This window comes from Candidatus Hydrogenedentota bacterium (assembly GCA_019695095.1).
Lineage (GTDB): Bacteria > Hydrogenedentota > Hydrogenedentia > Hydrogenedentales > SLHB01 > JAIBAQ01.
In genome coordinates this window covers 1-19,790 of record JAIBAQ010000108.1, presented here as the reverse complement: position 1 = coordinate 19,790, position 19,790 = coordinate 1, and the positions used below count along the sequence as shown (strand labels likewise).

Here is a 19,790-nt window from a genome sequence, read left to right as displayed (position 1 = left end):
GTGCGGTCCAGATCGAACCGGCGCAGTTGCCCCGTAAGAATGAGGTCCGGCTGGCTCATGTTCTGCGCAATGCCCACGTCCGCGAAACGGCCCGTGGCAATTACAGCGTCCATCAATGTGCGCAATACCGTATCGCGCGGGAGTTCGGCCCACTCGACATTCTCATACTGGCCGAGTTCGTTGTTTGCGTCGAGATAGACGATCGCCTGACCATAGGGGCGCGCGGTCTCCATGGGGCGGACCGCCAACGTCATTTCGGACGGTTCCGATTTCGGTACCGTTACCTCGGGCGTCAGGGTGTATCGAACCGTCGGCGTGTACGACCGCGTCGCGCACCCTGCCACGGCAAGCAACGCAACGAGCGCGCACACTATACGCAGGCCACGCACAACTCCACCGCAATGGACTATCCCCGTCTCGACGCCAAGCAAGACCTTGCCACCATTCGCTACCCTCTTGTCATTCTGAGCGGCAGCGAAGAATCTGGCTTGAACACATTCTGATTGGAAGCCAGATTCTTCGCTTCGCTCAGAATGACAGCCGTTTCGATTGGATTGACATTCAATCCGTCCGGAGCGATGGACCCGAAGGTTGCTGATTAAGCGGCGCGTCATTTCGGGCTCCTCTTGGTGGCGTTGCCTTTGCCCCAAACCAGCGCCGACGGGTCATCCTGCAAATGGACGGCCACGTCGCGCAACGCTTCCATCGTCTCATTGAGCGTCTGCAACGTGTCAAGCAGCGCGTGCTGTACATTCCCGGAATCGAAGCTCAGCGACGCCGCCGTCTTCTCGAATTGTTCCGAAGTCGATTGCAGGCGTTTACTAAGCGCCACGAATTCCTCTCGCATGGTCTTTTCGGTGTTTGCGAAGTCGATCGGCTTGATCTTCTCGTGCACGTCCGCCAGCGTAGCGTCCGCAGTCTCCACGAGTTTCTTCGTGGAATCGGCGAGTTCACTAAATTTTGTGATCGACAATTTCACGTCGTCCACGCTGCCGTGAACGTCGTCGGTCAACATGGTCAGCGTCTGCCGGGCGTCTTCAACAAACCCTTCGGTCTCCTCGATAAACGACTTTGCTTGCCGCACCGTATCCGTAAGCTCGCCTGACCCCAACCCGTCCAACGCCGTGTTGAACTTCTCGATGGTCTCGCGCAGCGCCGTGAGCATGTCCGCGGACTGCGAACTGAAGTTCTCCACCAACGACTGCGTCGCGGGTATCGTCGCGCCTTCGGGCAACAATATGTCTTTGGGATTGTTGTTCGACAGCGCCACGCACATCGTGCCCGTGGCGAAGCTGAAGAATTCGAGCGTGGCCTCGACCCCTCTGTGAAGCTGGACTTTCTTCGGATCGATGAGCACTTCCACGCGCGCGTTGCCGTCGTCCGTCACGAAGATGTCGTCCACTTTCCCGACCGGCACACCCAAGTACTGCACAAGGCCGCCTTTGTTCAGGCCGAGCACGGAGCGCTCGAACACGATCACGAAGCGCTGCTCATTGCCGGTCCGGAACCCCATGATGTAGACCATGAGCGCGGCAATGGCAGAGAAGCCAATCAGGAGAAAGACTCCTACTTTCGCTTTCTGGACTTTGGTGGCCACGTGTTTCCTCTACCTCTCCGCGATGCGCCTAACCGCGCGCAACTCTCTATCTATTACTCCGGCATTATGCATCCGTCACAGACTCCGCTGGGCAATGAACGCGTCGGCACGGCGCTCGAAGAATTGCCGGGTCCGCTCGTTGTCGCAGGACTGGACCTGTTCCAGGTCTCCCAGAAACACCACTTTACCCAAATCCAGCATCAAAATGCGGTCCGCAATCTTTTTTATCGATTCCAGCTCGTGTGTGACAATTACGAACGTAATCCCCAAAAGCTTGCGTAAGTTCAATACGAGTTCGTCCAAACCGGAGGCCATAATCGGGTCCAGCCCCGCCGAAGGCTCGTCAAAATACACGATGGGCGGGTCCAAAGACATGGCCCGGGCCAGCCCGGCGCGCTTTTTCATACCCCCGGAAAGCTCGTCGGGAAGCAATCCTTCCGCAGCCCCGAGGCCGACGAGGCTGAGCTTCAGCCGCACGATAGCCGGGATCAGCGCCTCGTCTACTTTGCCATATTCGCGCAGGGGCAGGGCCACGTTGTCGCCGACGGTCATCGAATTGAAGAGGGCGCCCGACTGAAACGCAATGCCGATGTTGCGTTGCACGAGGTTCAGCTCGTCCTCGTTCATCTTCGTGATGTCGTTGCCGTCGTAGCGAATACTACCCGCCGTCGGACGCAGCAAACCGGTCATGTGCTTCAGCAGAGTCGTCTTGCCGCATCCGCTGCCGCCGATGATGACGAAGATCTCGCCGCGCTTAATCGAAAACGAGATGTCGTCGAGCACTTTGCGCTCGCCGTAGTGCGCGGTCAGGTTCTCGACTTCTATGAAGATGTCGTTCGTCATTCTCAATCCAGCACGTAATAGAAAATCGTCGCGAATATCATATCAATCACGATGATCAGAAAGCTGTCCATCACCACGGCGCGGGTCGTCATGAGGCCTACGCCGCGCGAGCCGCCTTCCACGCGCAGTCCGTTGTGACACCCGACCAGCACCAGGGCAATCGCGAAGAAGAAGCCCTTCAGCAGCCCCTGGCTGATGTCGCCGATGCGGGCCGCATTGAGCGTTTCATGCAGCCAGTAGTCCCAGCGGAAGCCGAGCACCAAGGTGCCCCAGACCATGCCGCCGAGCACGCCGGAAAACATGCCCAAGGCCACCAGACACGGCATTACCACAACCAACGCCACGAGTTTGGGCGCGACGAGGAATTGCGCGACGTTGAGTCCCATGCCGCGCAACGCGTCGATTTCCTCCTGCACCTTCATGGTCGACAGTTCCGCCGCGATGGCCGCGCCGGTTCGCGCGGATACAATGACGGCCGTCATGACCGCGGCCAATTCGCGCGAGAAACCGATCATCACCAAGTCGGCCACGTAGATGCCCAGTCCGAAGGTGCGCAACTGCGCCGCCGACAACATGGCAATCGTCAACCCCAGCAGGAAGTTCATCAGGGCGATGATGCCGATGGCGCGCACGCCCATTTCGTGCATCTCGTCGACGCACAGGCCCACGCGAAATCCGCGTCCTTCCAGCGGCGCGATCAAGGTCCAGTACATGGCATCTACGATGAGGTCGATGCCCTGGCGCAATTCCTGGTAGAACTTGATGCCTTGGTCTCCGAGCGATACGAGAAAACTCGTGCGCTCCGAGCCGCGACGCAATGCCGCCGCTAGTCCCGGCTCGATCAATTCCATGAATTCCGCGACTTGGCCGGTCTGGCCTTCCCACTTCAGTTCCGCGTGGCGCGACCGAGCGAGATCCGCAATCGCGATCAGCCACGCGCCGCCGCGCGAATCCATCGATTCCGTGCCCGAGAAATCGAGCACGACGGAGTCGCCTTTCTTGGGGCGGCGTTCGCGCACCGCCGCAAGCAGGGTGCGGCCCGTCTCTTGGTCCAGCCGGTTTGGGCATGCGATACGCGCGTCGCTCATCCTTCGCCCCGCGCCATCGCTTCGAACTCGACTTCTGTCAACACGCGCACGCCCAGCGACTGCGCCTTGGCCAGTTTCGATCCCGCGCTCTCGCCAGCCAGCAGGAAGTGCGTCTTTGCGCTCACACTCGAACTTGGCCGCCCGCCCAGTTCCTTGATGCGATCTTGGATGCTCTCGCGGGAGTAATTCTTCAAGGTTCCCGTCACGACGATGGTCTTGTCCTTGAACGGCAACGCGCCGCCATCGGCGCGCCGTTCTTCGATCATGTTGACGCCAGAATCCTTCAGCCGATCGACCAGCCGCTTATTCTCATCGGTATCGAAAAAGTCGCGAATGCTCGCCGCAACGATATCGCCAATTTCATGGACCGCGCTTAGGTCCTCGACTTTCGCGGCCTCAATGGCCTCCATGCTCAGGAAATGTTCCGCGAGAATTTCCGCGGTGCGCGCGCCAACATGGCGTATGCCAAGCCCGTTCAACAACCGGCTCAACGGCCGCGCCTTGCTCGCGCGAATCGCGTCAACGAGGTTCGCCGCTGATTTCACGCCCATACGATCCAGGTTCGCCAGCGTCATCTCGTTGACAAGGCTCTCGTCATACAACCCCGACGGGTCCCGGATGATTCCGTTGTCCACCAATTGCTCGATCACCGCCGGGCCGAGGCCCTCGATATCCATCGCTCCCCGGCTCGCGAAATAGCGCAGCCGTTCCTTTACCTGTGCGGGACACGCCAGGTTCAGGCACCGCAGATAGACCCCTTCCGGGTCCTTGTGCACCTCGCCGTGACATTCCGGGCATTCGGTGGGAATGGCATACGGCTTCGTGTCTTCCGGGCGCTCCTCCACAATCGCGCGCAACACCTGCGGGATGATCTCGCCCGCCTTCTGAATCTCTACCGTGTCGCCCTCGCGAATGTCCTTGCGATACAGCTCTTCGAAATTATGCAGACTGGCGCGCTTCACCACCGTGCCCGCGAGCGGCACCGGCTGCATCTCCGCGACCGGCGTCAACGTGCCCGTCTTGCCGACCTGCACGACGATGCGCTCCAGTCTCGTGCGCGCGACCTGCGCCGGATATTTGTACGCGATGACCCAGCGCGGCGATTTCGACGTTGTGCCGAGAATGCGACGGTGCGCCGCCGAATCGACCTTGATCACAAGACCGTCGATGTCGAAATCCAATTCGCTGCGCTTCGTGTCCCACGTACGGCACACGTCAAGCACTTCGTCGATGTTTACGCACGACTGCCGCAACACGCCGACCGGCAGTCCATACGCCTCCAACTCCGCGAGCGTCTTCGAATGCGATTCCAATTCCGCGCCGTCAATGGCCGCGATGTCGTAACACACGAGACTGAGGCGGCGCTGCGCCACCAGCCGCGAATCGAGCTGCTTCAACGTGCCCGCCGTCGCATTGCGCGGATTTGCCAACGGCGCTTCGCCCGCCTCCTCGCGCAACTGGTTGATGCGGTCCAGCTCCTTCCGCCGCATGTAGACCTCGCCGCGCACTTCCAGCACAGACGGCGGATGGCCCTTCAACACCAGCGGCACCGCGCGAATCGTGCGCACATTCGCGGTCACATTATCGCCCCGCGTGCCGTCGCCCCGCGTCGCCGCCCGCACAAACCGGCCATCCTCGTACCGCAACGTGATCGCCACACCGTCGACTTTCAATTCCACGACATACCGCGGCGGCTCGCTCAACCCTTTGCACACCCGCTGGTCAAATGCGCGCAGTTCGTCTTCGTTGTACGTGTTGTCGATGGACAACATCGGCACGTCGTGCTCGACCGTCTCAAACTCCGACAACGGCGCCCCGCCTACCCGCTGCGTCGGCGACTCCGGCGTCACCCACTCCGGATGCAACGCCTCGATGGCCTCAAGGTCCTTCAGAAGACGGTCAAACTCCGCGTCCGAAATTTCCGGCGCGGCATCCTGATAATACAGGCGATTGTGGTGCTCAACGGTCTCGCAAAGCAGCTTGTAGGCAGCGCGATCCACGGCAGGTATGTCGATTGGTTTCGTCATGGCGTCATTATATCTATCCCCAAACAGGGCCGCACGTTGCATGGCGGGGAGGGGCAGGTCAGGGAGATTCACTTGTGGGAGACATCCTTTTCGTCATTCCCGCGAAAGCGGGAATCCATCTTCTCTATTCAACGACAGTGTCCACCCCAATCTGGATTCCCGCTTTCGCGGGAATGACGAGAGGGGGGAAGGCGCCAGCCCAACGCAGGTCTGCCCGTCATTGAAGTCTGCGTCGTGTGTACTGTATCTATATGATTATGCAACGCGAACCAGCAGTATACATTCTCGCCAGCAAACTGCGTGGCACCTTGTACATTGGCGTCACCAGTAATCCTCCACAACGCATCAGCGAACACAAGACTGACGCACGCGAGGGCTTTACGAAGAAATACAACGTCAAGACTCTTGTCGACATCGAACACTTCCCCACGATGCGTGAAGCGATAGCCCGCGAAAAGCAAATGAAAAAGTGGCGACGTGCCTGGAAGATCGAGTTGATCGAGAAGGACAACCCCGAATGGAAGGATCTTTGGCAAGATTTCCCTTAGGTTCTCAGTGCCAGCGCGTCCACAACAGGTACTATCCACCTCCCCGTACCGTCAATCCCGCGAAAAGCAGACTCGCCCCACCCCCATCTCAGTCTCGTCATTCCCGCGAAAGCGGGAATCCATCTTCTCCAATTAACCGATCCTCCTACGCAAATCTGGATTCCCGCTTTCGCGGGAATGACGCATTGAGTGTTTCGTATCAAAGACAGCTATGGAAGGCGCAGCCGCCCTCCGGTGCTTGCGCCGGACGCGTCGCACGGACGGCTTGCGCGATAGCGCAAACGTCCGGAAAGACATTTGCTCTTTGTGGCGCAGCCTCCCTCGGCTGCGATTCAGTAGCGCAGCGCTCGCCGAGCGCGGCGCGCACAACCGCAGCCTCAGACGTGCCCCCACGCATCCGAGCATACCCACAACCTACGACCACCGCGCGACGGATCATGACCACGAACCACGCGATTCACACGTATACACGGCAAGTTGGCGCAGGGAGTAAGAAGCAAGGAAGTCGACGCAAAGTAGCAAGGCCGCAAGGAGTTGGCAGGGATTCATGGTCGCCCTCAATGTTCGCGGAGACAAGGCACTGCAGGCAGCGGAGGCGCACAAGATTCAGAAGAGCATCAAGAGGAGATTGGCGGTCCGAAGAATGGTCTGCGGCGGCGGATCGGTAGACTACGCCACAGCAGGGGGTGGACTTCAGCTAAGGTTTCGCAGACTCTGTGGCACCTCCAACATTTCGCCCCCGTTCTCGCACCGTCATCCCGGCTTCTCTACCACCGTCATTCCCATTTCTGCATCACCGTCATCGCCGTTTCTCCACTCGTGTCATTACGGCTTCTCTACCACCGTCATTCCCGCGAAAGCGGGAATCCATCTTCTCCAATTAACCGATCCTCCTACGCAAATATGGATTCCCGCTTTCGCGGGAATGACGCATTGAGTGTTTCGTATCAAAGACAGCTGCCCCTCGGCGCTTGCGCCGGTCGCGTCGCACGGACGGCTTGCGCGACAGCGCAAACGTCCGGAGAGACATTAGAAATGTAGCGCCCGCCTTCCACGGCGGGCGTCCCCCGGCTTGCGATTCGGTAACGCGGCCACAACCAACGCGCGACGGAATACGACCACGAACCACGCGAATCACACGAAAACACAGCAAATACGTTTGGGAGCTTCTGACGTAGAGGCGCAGGGAGTAAGAAGAAAGGAATCCAACGCAAGGCCGCAAGGGAACAAAGCCGCAAGGAGTCGACGGGCTTCCATAGTCGACGTTGATATTCGCGCAGACGAGTCACTGCAAGCAGCGGAGGCGCACGGAATCTAGAGAGGATTAAGAGGAGACTGACGGTCGGCTACCGACAGGTATGTCGGCGAAGTGGCGTCGTCGGGCGACTATGCTGCAACGAGCGAGAAAACCTATCTTGACTTCAACCTCGCAATCTGGCGCCCCGACTTTCCGATGCTGAGGAGAATTTCTGGATCAGATCTTATAATGCTTAAGGCCTGAGGGACCTCAAGGCCAGCTATTGCAGCCAGTCGATCAATGCTGCGCCACTTATACTGGCTGGAAGTCAAGGCATCCTTTATACGCTGCATGGCATTGTCTCTGTCGACTGCTGAAATGACTACAGGCTCGCCAAGCAGGGTCTGCTGTGCACTGGAGGCACCAGATTGCTGCTGGAGGTTTGAGACTGCCTCCTTGATGGTCTCGATTTCGTCCCTGATTGGGTCCAACTCTTTGTCCAGGTTTTCAGAAAGGTCGCGAAGCCTAATGTTCCGGTTTTCACCCCAAGAGACCTGGATATCCCCTCGGTTGAGCAAAACGACTAGTTGCTTGCGAAATATGAACACGATCAGACATAGAGCCACGAAGAACAGAAATGGCCAGTCCAGGAGCTTGATGAGCACATCGTAAGTCGTATGTGGCGGCATTACATTTCCTCCTGTTATGCGGAGACATTACTTGAGAGTCCTTGGTTCCTTGGCGAAAGCTGACTAGATGAGCCTCTCGATAATGCCGCTGACTCCGTTCGCAAGCTTCCAGTGATGTCGTTCGTCTCGACCTAATCTGCGAGAGGCGAAGAGTATTGCGAGCTTCAGCAGCGGAGATGCTGAGGCATAGTCGTCCTTTATGGCCAACGCTTCTGAACGCGTGCCTGAGGCGTGAATGGCCAGCGCCGCATAACACTTTATCACTTCAGACTTCGCTTTCGTGTAGAGGGACGCAATATCGCTGGCATGGTTCCAAATTTGGTCATGAGCGAAGACTGAAAGCATCCACATTGCACAATACGGGGGGACGGGATTTCTCATGCTATTGAGTGACTTGAGCAACTTCTTGGCAATGCTCTTCTGCTCCTTTGGAGTAAGGCTATCGAAAGACAGAACATACTTCGCCACATGCTCGGCCACCGGATAGAGAAGCATTACATTGTCAATCACGAGGTCTAGAACTTCACGTTTCAGAGGGGAAGGTGCTCCCGGTATTCGAGGCAACTTGTTGAGGGCATACGTAACTGCCTCATAGTCAACGAGAGTAGTATCTGACAAAGATGCCTCAAGCAATCCCTTCAGGTCGTGCCCCTGAAGCATTTCCAGAGCTTCCTGGACCATTGATTCATCAGGCCCCTCATCGTCGTCAGATTCTTCGTAGTCAACCTGAAAATCACGAAGCTGTCTTATAACGGCATCGCGACTAGTCAGTTGCGCATCGTGAGTAGTCAAGACACGGTCTCTGTACTCACCAATAGTAAGAATTCGCGTTTTCGAGGACTGAAGCGTCAGTCCGTGATTCACGAATAACCACTCTCCCAAACTAAACAAAATCGATTGAGCTTCATATTCTGACTTACAGAATATGTTGTAGTCATCTACCCAACGAACAAAATCCGAACGTTGATTAAGTAATGAGGCATCAACATCTATAAGAATTGCCTCGGCCAGAACTCTTGATGCGTATGGACCCACGGGAATCCCATAGCTGTTTCTACCCATCAAATTGTTGATTAGCTTTCGTACCAATACCCGAGCCACTTCACGCACGCGCTGCGATTTCGCGACTGTGCCGACTATATTCTGGAGCCGATGTTGATAGATCCTCGGATAGAAGTCAGCTATATCGGCAATTGCCACAAATTTGACTTGTGACCTAACGGCCTTCGCCTCCAATCGACACCGATATGCTTCATATGAGCCTCGTGAGTCGTACAGAGTATTAGTTTGTTTTGTGTCTACGCGAAACGAAAAGACACGCTTTAGCTTCTGAGGCACACGACTACATTCAATATCATCTTTTACGATGAGAACGAGCGCCGTATAGATTATCAAGTCCTGTGGATGCAATAGGTGCAAAACACGAACACTTGACCGGCTTTTTGGTGAGAACACTTGCATGGGCTCAAAGGGGTCGTAAGTATCCAAGTCCAGCTGCGCAAGTGAGGAGCGAATTGATATCCAATTGAAGGTCACCACGGCCCACTCTTGCGGCTCTGGCATCATTGTGCTGTATCCGTGATGGTTGATGGCCGCGAATGCAGCATCTAATTCGGATTCAGTAAGTTTGAACATTCATTGCTCCCTGCGAGTCTGAGCACAGCCGCGGGATCTCATCAATCGCAGTTTTTTCCGTCAGGTATGGAATCAAGTATTCCAAGCATGGGTCACGCTTCAGAACTACTGTCGCGGCTGTGCCATAAGAATGCGCCAAGAATGTGAATATATCACGAGCGCAATTGACTTCAAAACTGCGCCTGTGTTGCGGCGTGGTCTCCTGACCGCGCCACTGGCCGCGACCGAATGGTCTCCCTTGAATCGTCACATCTTCTCAGGGGTACACCCCTGTTGGCGGTGGCTTTGTGTTCGCCGTACCGCTTACTTACGCCTCAATCCAGCGGGAACAGCGGCCTAGGCCGGTTTCGGTACACAAACGCCTCGGGTCCGGCCTGGGTGACGCCGGGGGAGTCTACGGCGATGATTTCGGTGGCGATAGGTGCGTAGGCGGCGAGGGGGGCGGTGACGCCTTTGACGGTGACGGCTTTGTGGTGTTTGGGGTCGATGCCGAGGCTGAGGAGTTGGTGCAGGCTGGTGGGCATGACACGGAGGCTATCAACTACGACGGTGTGGCCGTCGTTGGTGTCGATGACGGCGGTGAGGCCTTGGTCGAAGCGGCGGGTGCCGCCGTGGCGGGGTTCGGGTTCGATGTAGATGCCGTCGTGGATGCGGCGGATGGTCCCTTCGATGGAAACGGGCGCGCCGTGGAGGGTGTCGGTCTTGCCGCCGACGTCGAGGCGAACGGCTTTCCCTTCGCCGAGGGCGGCGCACGCCTTCGCAACTTCGGGGTCGTAGAGGACGACGCATGCGCGGGGCACGCCTTGCCGCAGGATCTCGTGAAACAGAATTGTCGAATCGCCGGGGCCGCCCGCGCCGATGTTGTCGCCGCTGTCCATGAGGCAGACCGTGCCGTCGATTTCGTTTGCTCGCCGCACCGCTTCTTCGACACCGGGCAGCGCCGCGTTCAATTCGTGCCGCTTCTCGTACACGAACGACGCGAGCCGTTCCGTCTCCGCTTCGGCGCGCGCGGGGTTGTTGTCGGTCGTGACGAGCACGGACACGCCCATGTGCGGTACGTCGGCGTAGATGTATCCGGGCGCAACCGACGCGGACAGCACGCCCGGCAGCGAGGCGGTGCGTTCGAGTTCGCGTAGAATTTCCGCCATCGCGCCCGCGCCGGTGTATTGCCGCCAGATGTGAATGAGGAGCGGCAGTTTGCGGTGCGCCTGCGTCGGACGGATTTCGCCGCGCACCATCCGCGCCATGAGCCGCGCGCATTCGATGCCGCGTTCGCGCTGATCGACGTGTGGATACGTGCGGTAGGCGACGGTGATATCCGGCAATTCCGCCATCGGCGGCGCGATGTTGGCATGCATGTCGAGCGACAGGACCAGCGGCATATCCTTGCCGATGACATCGCGCACGCGACGCACCGTCTCGCTGTCCGCGCTTGCGTGTTGCTCGCTGACCATTGCGCCGTGCAATGCCAGCAACACGCCGTCGTACGGGGCCGCTTCTCGCAGCATCGCGCACAATTCATCGACTATCGCGTCGTACGCTTCCGCCGCCACCGGTCCCTTCGGTGTCGCCGACGCCGCAATTAGCGGGACCATCTCCACGCCGCATTCTTCGCACCCGGCGATGAACCCGCCCAACTCGTGATGCGCATCCCGCCACACGGGGACGAGGTCCGCGCCGCGATGCAGGAAACCCTCTTCGAAATTGCGGTAGGTCGTGAGGTCGGTGGAGAAAGTGTTGGATTCGTGGAGAAATCCGGCGATGGCGATACGCATGAACGAAACCTCTGGGAATTTTGGATTTTAGATTTTGGATTTTGGATTGAATAAGGTAGACCGTGATTGGAAGTCTTTGGGCGATGCGATGAGCGAATCCTCGTTGGACCATTTCATACTAAAGCACAGCATCACTCGCATTGATGTTTAAGGGCGCAATCGTAATAGAGATAAGGAGAAGCTAGCACCTCGAACACATAACAGTCAGCAAGGGTTCTCTCTTCAATCCAAAATCCAAAATCTAAAATAGAATCACTTCATCTTTCTCAGGCTCTTCGCTGCCGCATCCAAGGTCTGGTTGATATCCGCGTCCGTGTGCGCCGTGCACATGAACCAAATGCCAAACGCGGTGAACAGCACGCCCCGGTTGTGCATGTCGCGCCAGAAGGCGTCCAGCTTGGCCGCATCGCATTGGAGCGACGACCGGAAATCGGTGATGGGCCGCGCGTGTTCGGGCGCGAACGAGGTGCTGAACACCGACGGCACGCCGCGCATGTTCATTGGCATGCCCACGTGGTGACCGATCGCCTCGAGATCCTGCCACAGCCGTTGGCCCATGGCTTGCGCTTTCGCCAGCTCCGCGCCGCCGTCCGCCGTGAGCATTTCCAACGCGGCCACGGTGCCCGCCATACACAATGGATTTGCGTTGTACGTCCCCGCGTGCACCGTCTTCAATTCGCCGAAGAGTTTCATGAGATCGGCCTTGCCCGCAACCGCCGACACCGCCAAGCCGCCGCCCAGTGCTTTTGCCAGTGTTGTGAGATCGGGCGTCACGCCGTAATACGCTTGCGCGCCGCCCAACGCCACGCGAAAACCCGTGATGACCTCGTCAAAGACTAGAACCACGCCATGCTTGTCGCACAGCGCGCGCAACGTTTCCAGAAACTCCTTCTTCGCGGGGATGATGCCGCACGCGCATGCGAACGGATCGCAGATGACCGCCGCCATTTCGCGTCCATGCTCCGCAAACGTCTTTTCGACCGTGGCCGTGTCGTTCCACGGGCGCACGATGAGGTTTGCCGCGTCTTCGTCGGTTTGACCCAGCGATGACGCGCGCATCGCGGGATTCGACGCAGGCCCCAATTCCACGCCGCGTTTCGGCGGACACCACGCGATCGTGTCGAACCAGCCGTGGTAATGCCCTTCGAACCGCAGCACCTTCTTGCGGCCCGTCGCCGCGCGCGCCAGGCGCAGCGCCGCATGCACCGCTTCCGAACCGGTTGTGTTGAACCGCACCATCTCCGCGCAGGGCACGTGTTCCACGATCAACTCCGCCGCGCGAACCTCCAATTCCGACTGCCCCGCATAGACCAGCCCGCGTCCCGCTTGCTTCGTGATTGCTTCAATGACCGGCCCCGGCGTGTGCCCAAGCAACATCGGCCCTTGGCCGAGCGCATAATCGATGTATTCGTTGCCGTCCACATCCCAGATGCGTCCGCCTTGGCCGTGCGTGTAGAACAAGGGAAGCGGTTCCGAAACCGCACGCACGTTGCTGTTGATGCCGCCCGGAATCACGCGGCACGCGCGCTCGTACAACGCTCTACTCTTTTCGCTTTCCATGGTTAATCCCGCGCCGGCTGGCGCATCGCATACGACCCTGCCACCGAGACCGCGCCCAGTATGAACATGAACATACCCACGCCAAGCGACAACTTTCCTTCGCTCAGGTCTGCGGTAAGCATAATTCCAGCAACAAGTATCAGCCCCATCAGCGCAACGGTGACGCCGATGATGCGCAGCGCAACGGCCGCCGCGCCGCCTTCCGCAAGGCTCACCTTCTCGCGCGGAGTGCTCTTGAGTCCATCCAGAAACTGCGCGACTGCCGCTTGCTTCACGGCGGTGTTGGGCCACAACGAACTGCCCGCGATGAGGCCCGCCGCTGTGGGCACAAACGTGATCCACGTCAGATACGGCACGCTGCGCAAATAGGCTTGCCCTTCCGAGTAGCTGCCGACATAGGCGGCCACGCCGCACGCCGCGCCCAACGCAAAGCCCATTAACGCGCCCGCGTTCGATGTGCGCCGCGACATCAGCCCCGCGACCATCGGCAGCGCGACCGGCGGCAACAACGCCGCGAACAGTTGCGCCATGTATTTCACAAGGTCTTCGAGTCCCTTTGCGCGCGCAAACAACAACGCCAGCACCAGCGCCAGCACGCCGATGGCAATGGTCGCGATTCGCGCGATGACCACCAGCGCGCGGTCGGACGCGTGCGGCACAAACACGCGCTTGATAATGTCATTCGTGACGACGCTCGCCACGGAGTTGTAATCGCCGGATAGCATCGACATCGTCGCCGAAAACATCGCCGCCAGCATGATTCCCATCATGCCCACCGGCAGCAGTTCCTGGCACAAGAGCGAATACACTTGGTTGGTGTCGGCCACGTCGGGCAAGAAGACGCGCGCGGCCAGCGCGGGAAAAAACAGGAGCGGGGGAGAGATGAACGTCAATGCCGCGACGAGATAGCCCACCCATCGCGCTTCTTCGTCGCTGCGAGCGGAGTAGTATCGCTGCACATAGGGCCACTTTGTCGCGAACGTGAGCGCGAGGATAACGCCAAACGATGCCAACCACGCCCACGTGTAGTCGCCCGCGGTGATGGAGCTAAAGTTCTGCGGCAAGTGTTGGGAAATCGGTCCCACGCCCCCTGCCCGCGAGTAGGCCAAAGGAATCAACACGATCACCGCGACCCCCATGACCACAAATTGAATGAAATCCGTGATAAGAACGGCCCACAACCCGCCCATGAACGTGTAGGAGAGGATGATGACGCCGCAAATGGCAATCGACCAGAGCACGTCGGCGTCGCCCTCCGCGCCGACGCTCACGGCGCACATGGTGCCGATTACAAACAGCTTTAGCGCGTCATCGAGCACGATCAACGGAATGCCGAACCAACTGAAGCATTGGCGAAGCAGCGGACTGTATCGTGTCTCGAGGTATTCGACCGGGCTTGTAGTCGCGGCGCGCCGCCATCGCGACGCGATGAAGATGGCGCTCAATAGGCAACCCGGCACAGACAACCACCAGATGACAATCGCAACGAATCCGTTCTTGTATGCCAGCGCCGAGTACGAGACGAAAGTGAACGCGCTGAAGGTCGTCATGTAGAGCGAGATGCCCGCGAGCCACCACGGCACCTGGCGGCCGCCGCTGAAGAAGTCCCGCAAGTTCTGCATGCGCCCTGCGTAGAACACGCCCACTCCAAGCAGCACGACAAAGAACCCCGCCAAGATGATGTAGTCTGCAGACGCAAGTCCCGAGTTCACGATGCCTCATCCTGTTCGTGTGCGTGGCGATCGCGTGAGCGCACGATTCCTGCTAAAACCACGGTTCAAGTCCCCCATTTTCGCGTAGTACGTGCATGCACAATATCGTCTGCACCCGCTTGAATACAAACCTGTCCGGGTGGTGGATCGACTGCGCGAATCTCACTATGATTGCGGGGTCCACACTTGACTTTATACGACGAAGGGGGGAGACATGGCCAGGAGTCTATCGGCGGCGTGTATCGCCGTTTTTGTGACGCTTTCCGCGGTTCACGCGCAAGAGCTCCGCAAAGACCACAGCATTCTCTACACCACGGACGTAATCGCGCGTGTTCGAGAGAATGTGAGCGCACAACCCTGGGCCGCGCAGATTCGCGACCGCGTCGTGGAAGAGGCAGCATTCTGGAAAGATATGAGCGACGACGACCTGTGGAAGCTCATGTTTGGTCCGACCTTGGAACGTTCATGGATGGTCTGGTCCAACGGCTATTCGCCGATTACCGGCAAGCCCGTGCCCATGTATACCTGGCAAGCCGAAACCAAGGAACATCCCTGGAAACTCCAGGATCCCACCAGCGGCGAGTGGTTTCCGAAGAATGATTTTAAGGCGTTCTACGATTCCGGGCTCGATGAACATGGCATATTCGATCCTGCGCGCGCCAATCGCGATCTGCTGTTCAACACCGAACACCCCGATCCCAATGATCCCCTTCATCGTTTTGGCGTTGACGACGGCACCGGGTACGTCAACGAAAAGGGCGAGAAGTGGCGATTCATCGCCGCGTATTTGATCTACGGACAGTGGAAGCAATCGGTGGTTGGTGGTATCCGCATTCTAAGCGCGGCCTACGTGCTCACAGGCGATCCCGTATATGCCCACAAAGCGGGTGTCCTACTCGACCGTGTTGCCGACATCTATCCGAGTATGAACTTCGGCAAACAGGGCGTCATGTACGAAGGGCCGCCTTCCGCGGGCTACGTGTCCACGTGGCACGACGCGTGCGAAGAAACCCGCGAAATGGTGATGGCCTATGATATGGTTTTTGAAGCCCTGCGCTCGGATCAGGACTTGATTGCATTTCTTTCCAAGAAAGCCTCGGAGGTGGGATTGCAGAATCCCAAGGCATCCTTCGCGGACATACAAAGGAATATAGAAGGCGGTATCCTCCGCGACGCGCTGCTCAACCAGGATCGCATTCACTCCAACTACCCGCGCACCGAGATCACCAAGGCCATTATCACCTCGGTGTTGCAGGAACCCGACGAAGCCTTCTGGACCATCGTCGATCCGATGTTGGACAAAGCTACAGCCGTTGACGGCGTGACGGGGGAGAAGGGCCTCGCTGGATACTCGTGCTTCACCATTGCGGGACTGGCCAGTTTTCTTGCCGAGTATTCGAAGTCCGATTCGACGTTCCTTCCGCGCGTGCTTGACCGGCAGCCGCGCCTGCGCGATACCTACCGCTTTTTCATCGATACCATGTGCCTGCAGCGCTACTATCCATTGTCCGGCGATTGCGGCCATTTCGCGGCCTCGATACCCACCTACGTGGGCATCAACTTCCTGAAACCCAGCGCGGATGCAAAAGGCTGGCCCAACTGGACGCTGCTTCCGCCGTCGAACTACCGCCTGCTTTGGGATCTGTACAAGGCTACGGGCGACGTCGCGTATGTGCAGACTCTGTATCGTGCCAATGACAGCAAGATTGATGGATTGCCCTACGACTTCTACGGAAACGATCCCGCGCAGTTCCAGCGCGATGTCGCGGTGGTCATCGATCGCGAAGGCACGCAGTACGCCTTGCCGAGCGTTAATAAGCAGCAATGGCATCTGGGTATCCTGCGTTCAGGCCGTGGCGCGAACGAACGCGCGCTGTGGCTCGATTACGACGCGGGCGGCGGGCACGGCCACAAAGACGGAATGAATCTCGGCCTGTTTGCTTACGGCCTCGATCTCATGCCCGAACTCGGTTATCCGCCGGTGCAGTTTGGCGGCTGGGACTCGCCCCGTGCTCGGTGGTACACGATGACCGCTGCGCACAACACCGTACTTGTCGACAATCAGAATCAGGCGGTGGCCAACGGCGCGACCACACTCTGGCTCGACGGACGCCACGTTCATGGCATTCGCGCAACGGGCGAGGCAATCGCCCAGGCGGAGCGTTACGAACGAACGGCGCTGCTCATCGACGTGGACGAATCGCGATCGTATGTGGTCGATGTGTTTCGTGTGCGCGGCGGCCACAATCACACCAAGTTTCAGCAGAGTCATTTTGGCGCGTTGACCACCACGGGGTTGAACCTTGCGCCCGCCGAAGATTTCGGGGCGGGCACTCAGCTGCGCAACACGCAACTCGATCCCGCTCCTCAGCCCGGCTGGAAGGCCGAGTGGGCCATTGAGGATCGTTATAAACTGCTCCCGGAACCGGCCAAACTCGGCGTTTCGTATTGGGATTTCACCACCGGCGCAGCGGCGGGAACCGTCGAAGGATGGATCGTTACCGGGTCCTACAATGAAAGCCAAGAAGACTGGATTCCGCGAGTCATGGTCCGCCGCCAAAATGAGGGTGACGTTCCGCTTGAATCCACCTTTGTCGCCGTGACCGAACCGTGGAAAGACGCGTCATGCATTCAGTCTGTACGGCGCGTTGAAGCGAATGCTCCGGACGGTACGTTGCTGGGCGACACGGAGGTGGCGCTGGAAGTCCAGTTGGCGGACGGCAGCCGCGACTGCATTCTCGTGCGTGATGTCGATCGCAAGCAGAACCAATCGGATGCCGTGTCGTCCGGCGGAGCGATTGCCACCGACGCGGAAGTGGCCGTCGTTCGCATTGACACCAATGGAGTCGTTACGCGGGCAACTACCGGAAACGGCTCGAAGTGCGTGTCCGGAACGTTTACACTTCAACAAGGCGCGGCAAAGATGATTGCCGAATACGATTCGAACTAGGGGGTACGCATGCGGATTTGCCGTTATTTGATTGAGAACGAGGAGCAGCTCGGATTCTATTTCGACGACTACGTGGTTCCCCTGGAGGAGGCTGTAGGCGCGTTCCGCGAGACGTTCGACGACATCGCACTAGAATCCGCCGCGTCGATTCTTGATGTGATGCCCGGCGGTACGATGGCAAGTCCTGCCCACCGGCTCGCTGAGTGGGTATCCGCAAACAATGACCTCCATGCCGATCTCGGAATTCCAGCGGCTGAGCTTACGTTGCTCGCTCCTTTGGCCGCGCCGCCGAAGATCCTGTTGCTGGCGGGCAACTACGCCGCGCATATCGAAGAAGAAGGAAAGATCGCACTCGAACGCGCAGAGACGTTTCCGTATGTGTTCATGAAGCCTGCGACAACGGTGAATCACCCCAATGCCCCCATTGCAGTCCCCAGAGTTTCCCCCGACAGCATCGACTACGAATGCGAACTTGGTGTGATCATCGGCAAGCGCGCTCGTGCCGTCTCGGAAGAGGCCGCACTGGAATACGTGGCCGGATACACGGTGATAAACGACATCTCCGACCGCCGCTACAAACCCTTTCCCGAACGAAAGCCCCGCGAGCGCGACGCGTTCTTCGATTGGCTCCACGGCAAGTGGCACGACGGATTCTTCCCCATGGGGCCGTGCATGACGACGGCGCGCGCTATCCCCAATCCGCAAATACTCGGGCTCACCATGCACGTGAACGGCGAACTCCGTCAGAACGCGTCCACGGCGCATATGATTTTCCCGGTCGCCGCCGTTATCGAGTTCATCTCGCGGACCATCACGCTTGAACCCGGCGACATCATCGCCACCGGTACCCCCGCAGGCATCGGCATGACCACCGGACGTTTCTTGAAACCCGGAGACACGCTCGACTCGACGATTGAGGGTATCGGTACACTGCACAACACCATGGCGGCGGAAGCCTGATCGGATCGTTCATCGCTGCCTTGATGCTATCCGTCCGTGGTTTTGGCTATTCCTTGCAGTCTCTGCCTCCCGGCGCATAGAATGCCCGCGCGAATCTCCGTGGCTCCAATAATCACCGTCATCGCATAGAGAGGCAGGGCAAACCCGCGTGAATCCGGACAGAATCAAGTCCCTTTTGGAATCCGTTTCCAGCGGAAGCGTGTCTCCCGAAGACGCGTTCGAGCGACTGCGTGCGTTGCCATTCGAAGACCTCGGTTTCGCGAAAGTCGACCACCATCGCAGCCTTCGTCAGGGCGTACCGGAAGTCATCTTCGCGCAGGGCAAAACCCCCGCACAGGTCGCCGAAATCGTGGGCCGTATGCGGGCGCACGGCAGCAACGTCCTGGCCACGCGATGCAGCAACGAAACCGTGGCGGCGGTCAAAGCCGCGCATCCCGACGTTGTGCATCACGAGGCGGCCCGCGCGCTCACACTCACCCTGCATCCGCCAAAGCGCATGGGCGGATACGTGGGCATCGTGTGCGCCGGCACTTCGGATATCCCTGTCGCGGAAGAGGCCGTGGTTACCTGCGAATCCATGGGCGCGACCGCGCGCCGCGTCTACGACGTCGGCGTGGCGGGCATTCACCGTCTCTTCAACCAGCACGAGGCCCTCATCGGCGCGAACGCCCTCGTGGTGTGCGCCGGCATGGAAGGCGCCCTGCCCAGCGTAGTCGCGGGGCTGGTCGACATACCCGTCATCGCGGTGCCCACGAGTGTGGGGTATGGAGCCAATCTCGGTGGCGTCACCGCGCTGTTGGCCATGCTGAATTCCTGCGCAACGGGCGTATCCGTCGTCAATATCGACAACGGTTTCGGGGCGGGAATGCTTGCCGCGATGATTAACCGGTTGGCCGACAGAGCTCCTCAACACGAAACGAAGGAAACATGAAGACACTCTATTTCGATTGCTTCAGCGGCATCAGCGGCGACATGACGGTCGGCGCACTCCTCGATCTCGGACTCGACTTCGACAAGTTGCGCGCCGCCCTCGATTCGCTCGGCATCTCCGGCTACACCGTCGGCGTGGAGAAAGTGAAGAAGAAAGGCGTTGTCGCTACCCAGTTCAAGGTCGATCGCGATCCCAACGAAAAGCAGCCCCACCGCCATCTGCGGCACGTCCTGGAGAT

15 protein-coding genes are annotated in these 19,790 nt (G+C 58.8%); 5 read left to right on the top strand and 10 right to left on the bottom strand.

The features are described 5' to 3' along the window. The 5 genes from K1Y02_16880 to ligA form a co-directional block, all read right to left on the bottom strand. The coding region (locus tag K1Y02_16880; protein MBX7258038.1) for an ABC-type transport auxiliary lipoprotein family protein at positions 1-431 on the bottom strand (431 nt) is incomplete at its 3' end. 179 nt (positions 432-610) lie between these two features. After that, positions 611-1,597, bottom strand: a complete 987-nt coding sequence (locus K1Y02_16875) for an MlaD family protein (protein MBX7258037.1) — start codon at positions 1,595-1,597, stop codon at positions 611-613. Positions 1,598-1,672: 75 nt separating this feature from the next. Next, positions 1,673-2,440, bottom strand: coding sequence for an ABC transporter ATP-binding protein (locus K1Y02_16870; protein ID MBX7258036.1), 768 nt, complete (start codon positions 2,438-2,440; stop codon positions 1,673-1,675). Between the two features lie 2 nt (positions 2,441-2,442). Continuing rightward, a complete protein-coding gene (locus K1Y02_16865; GenBank protein MBX7258035.1) occupies positions 2,443-3,528 on the bottom strand; it encodes an ABC transporter permease in 1,086 nt (361 codons plus the stop codon). Next, positions 3,525-5,555 carry an NAD-dependent DNA ligase LigA gene (gene ligA, locus K1Y02_16860; protein ID MBX7258034.1) on the bottom strand — a complete coding sequence of 677 codons (2,031 nt, stop codon included), beginning with the start codon at positions 5,553-5,555 and terminating at the stop codon, positions 3,525-3,527. Before ligA ends, K1Y02_16865 begins: the two co-directional genes overlap by 4 nt. 257 nt (positions 5,556-5,812) lie before the next feature. On the opposite strand from ligA, the gene K1Y02_16855 reads away from it, so the two are divergent. Further along, positions 5,813-6,103, top strand: coding sequence for a GIY-YIG nuclease family protein (locus K1Y02_16855; GenBank protein ID MBX7258033.1), 291 nt, complete (start codon positions 5,813-5,815; stop codon positions 6,101-6,103). A 1,410-nt stretch (positions 6,104-7,513) separates the two neighbouring features. Here the strand turns inward: K1Y02_16855 and K1Y02_16850 are convergent. From K1Y02_16850 to K1Y02_16830, 5 genes are all read right to left on the bottom strand, one after another. Further along, positions 7,514-8,029: a hypothetical protein gene (locus K1Y02_16850; GenBank protein MBX7258032.1), complete on the bottom strand. Its 516-nt coding sequence runs from the start codon at positions 8,027-8,029 to the stop codon at positions 7,514-7,516. Positions 8,030-8,092: 63 nt separating this feature from the next. Next, positions 8,093-9,664, bottom strand: coding sequence for an RNA-directed DNA polymerase (locus K1Y02_16845; protein MBX7258031.1), 1,572 nt, complete (start codon positions 9,662-9,664; stop codon positions 8,093-8,095). A 314-nt stretch (positions 9,665-9,978) separates the two neighbouring features. Further along, positions 9,979-11,439, bottom strand: coding sequence for a M81 family metallopeptidase (locus tag K1Y02_16840; protein MBX7258030.1), 1,461 nt, complete (start codon positions 11,437-11,439; stop codon positions 9,979-9,981). Between the two features lie 252 nt (positions 11,440-11,691). After that, positions 11,692-12,999, bottom strand: a complete 1,308-nt coding sequence (locus K1Y02_16835; GenBank protein ID MBX7258029.1) for an aspartate aminotransferase family protein — start codon at positions 12,997-12,999, stop codon at positions 11,692-11,694. Positions 13,000-13,001: 2 nt separating this feature from the next. Next, positions 13,002-14,711: a hypothetical protein gene (locus K1Y02_16830; protein MBX7258028.1), complete on the bottom strand. Its 1,710-nt coding sequence runs from the start codon at positions 14,709-14,711 to the stop codon at positions 13,002-13,004. Between the two features lie 214 nt (positions 14,712-14,925). Here K1Y02_16830 and K1Y02_16825 point away from each other — a divergent pair, with 214 nt between their 5' ends. The 4 genes from K1Y02_16825 to K1Y02_16810 form a co-directional block, all read left to right on the top strand. Beyond that, positions 14,926-17,661 (top strand): heparinase II/III-family protein, encoded by a 2,736-nt coding sequence (locus tag K1Y02_16825; protein ID MBX7258027.1) that lies wholly within the window; start codon positions 14,926-14,928, stop codon positions 17,659-17,661. 9 nt (positions 17,662-17,670) lie between these two features. Next, positions 17,671-18,621 carry a fumarylacetoacetate hydrolase family protein gene (locus tag K1Y02_16820; GenBank protein ID MBX7258026.1) on the top strand — a complete coding sequence of 317 codons (951 nt, stop codon included), beginning with the start codon at positions 17,671-17,673 and terminating at the stop codon, positions 18,619-18,621. A gap of 148 nt (positions 18,622-18,769) precedes the next feature. Continuing rightward, a complete protein-coding gene (gene larB / locus K1Y02_16815; GenBank protein MBX7258025.1) occupies positions 18,770-19,552 on the top strand; it encodes a nickel pincer cofactor biosynthesis protein LarB in 783 nt (260 codons plus the stop codon). Then, positions 19,549-19,790: LarC family nickel insertion protein (locus K1Y02_16810; GenBank protein MBX7258024.1), on the top strand; the 242-nt coding region annotated here is incomplete at its 3' end. The genes larB and K1Y02_16810, both read left to right, overlap by 4 nt.

Coding starts and splice junctions, on each gene's coding strand:
- K1Y02_16845 (MBX7258031.1), bottom strand. CDS start 9,664: ATGTTCAAACTTACTGAATCCGAATTAGATGCTGCATTCGCGGCCATC.
- K1Y02_16870 (MBX7258036.1), bottom strand. CDS start 2,440: ATGACGAACGACATCTTCATAGAAGTCGAGAACCTGACCGCGCACTAC.
- K1Y02_16835 (MBX7258029.1), bottom strand. CDS start 12,999: ATGGAAAGCGAAAAGAGTAGAGCGTTGTACGAGCGCGCGTGCCGCGTG.
- K1Y02_16825 (MBX7258027.1), top strand. CDS start 14,926: ATGGCCAGGAGTCTATCGGCGGCGTGTATCGCCGTTTTTGTGACGCTT.
- K1Y02_16865 (MBX7258035.1), bottom strand. CDS start 3,528: ATGAGCGACGCGCGTATCGCATGCCCAAACCGGCTGGACCAAGAGACG.
- K1Y02_16820 (MBX7258026.1), top strand. CDS start 17,671: ATGCGGATTTGCCGTTATTTGATTGAGAACGAGGAGCAGCTCGGATTC.
- K1Y02_16855 (MBX7258033.1), top strand. CDS start 5,813: ATGCAACGCGAACCAGCAGTATACATTCTCGCCAGCAAACTGCGTGGC.
- ligA (MBX7258034.1), bottom strand. CDS start 5,555: ATGACGAAACCAATCGACATACCTGCCGTGGATCGCGCTGCCTACAAG.
- K1Y02_16850 (MBX7258032.1), bottom strand. CDS start 8,029: ATGCCGCCACATACGACTTACGATGTGCTCATCAAGCTCCTGGACTGG.
- K1Y02_16840 (MBX7258030.1), bottom strand. CDS start 11,439: ATGCGTATCGCCATCGCCGGATTTCTCCACGAATCCAACACTTTCTCC.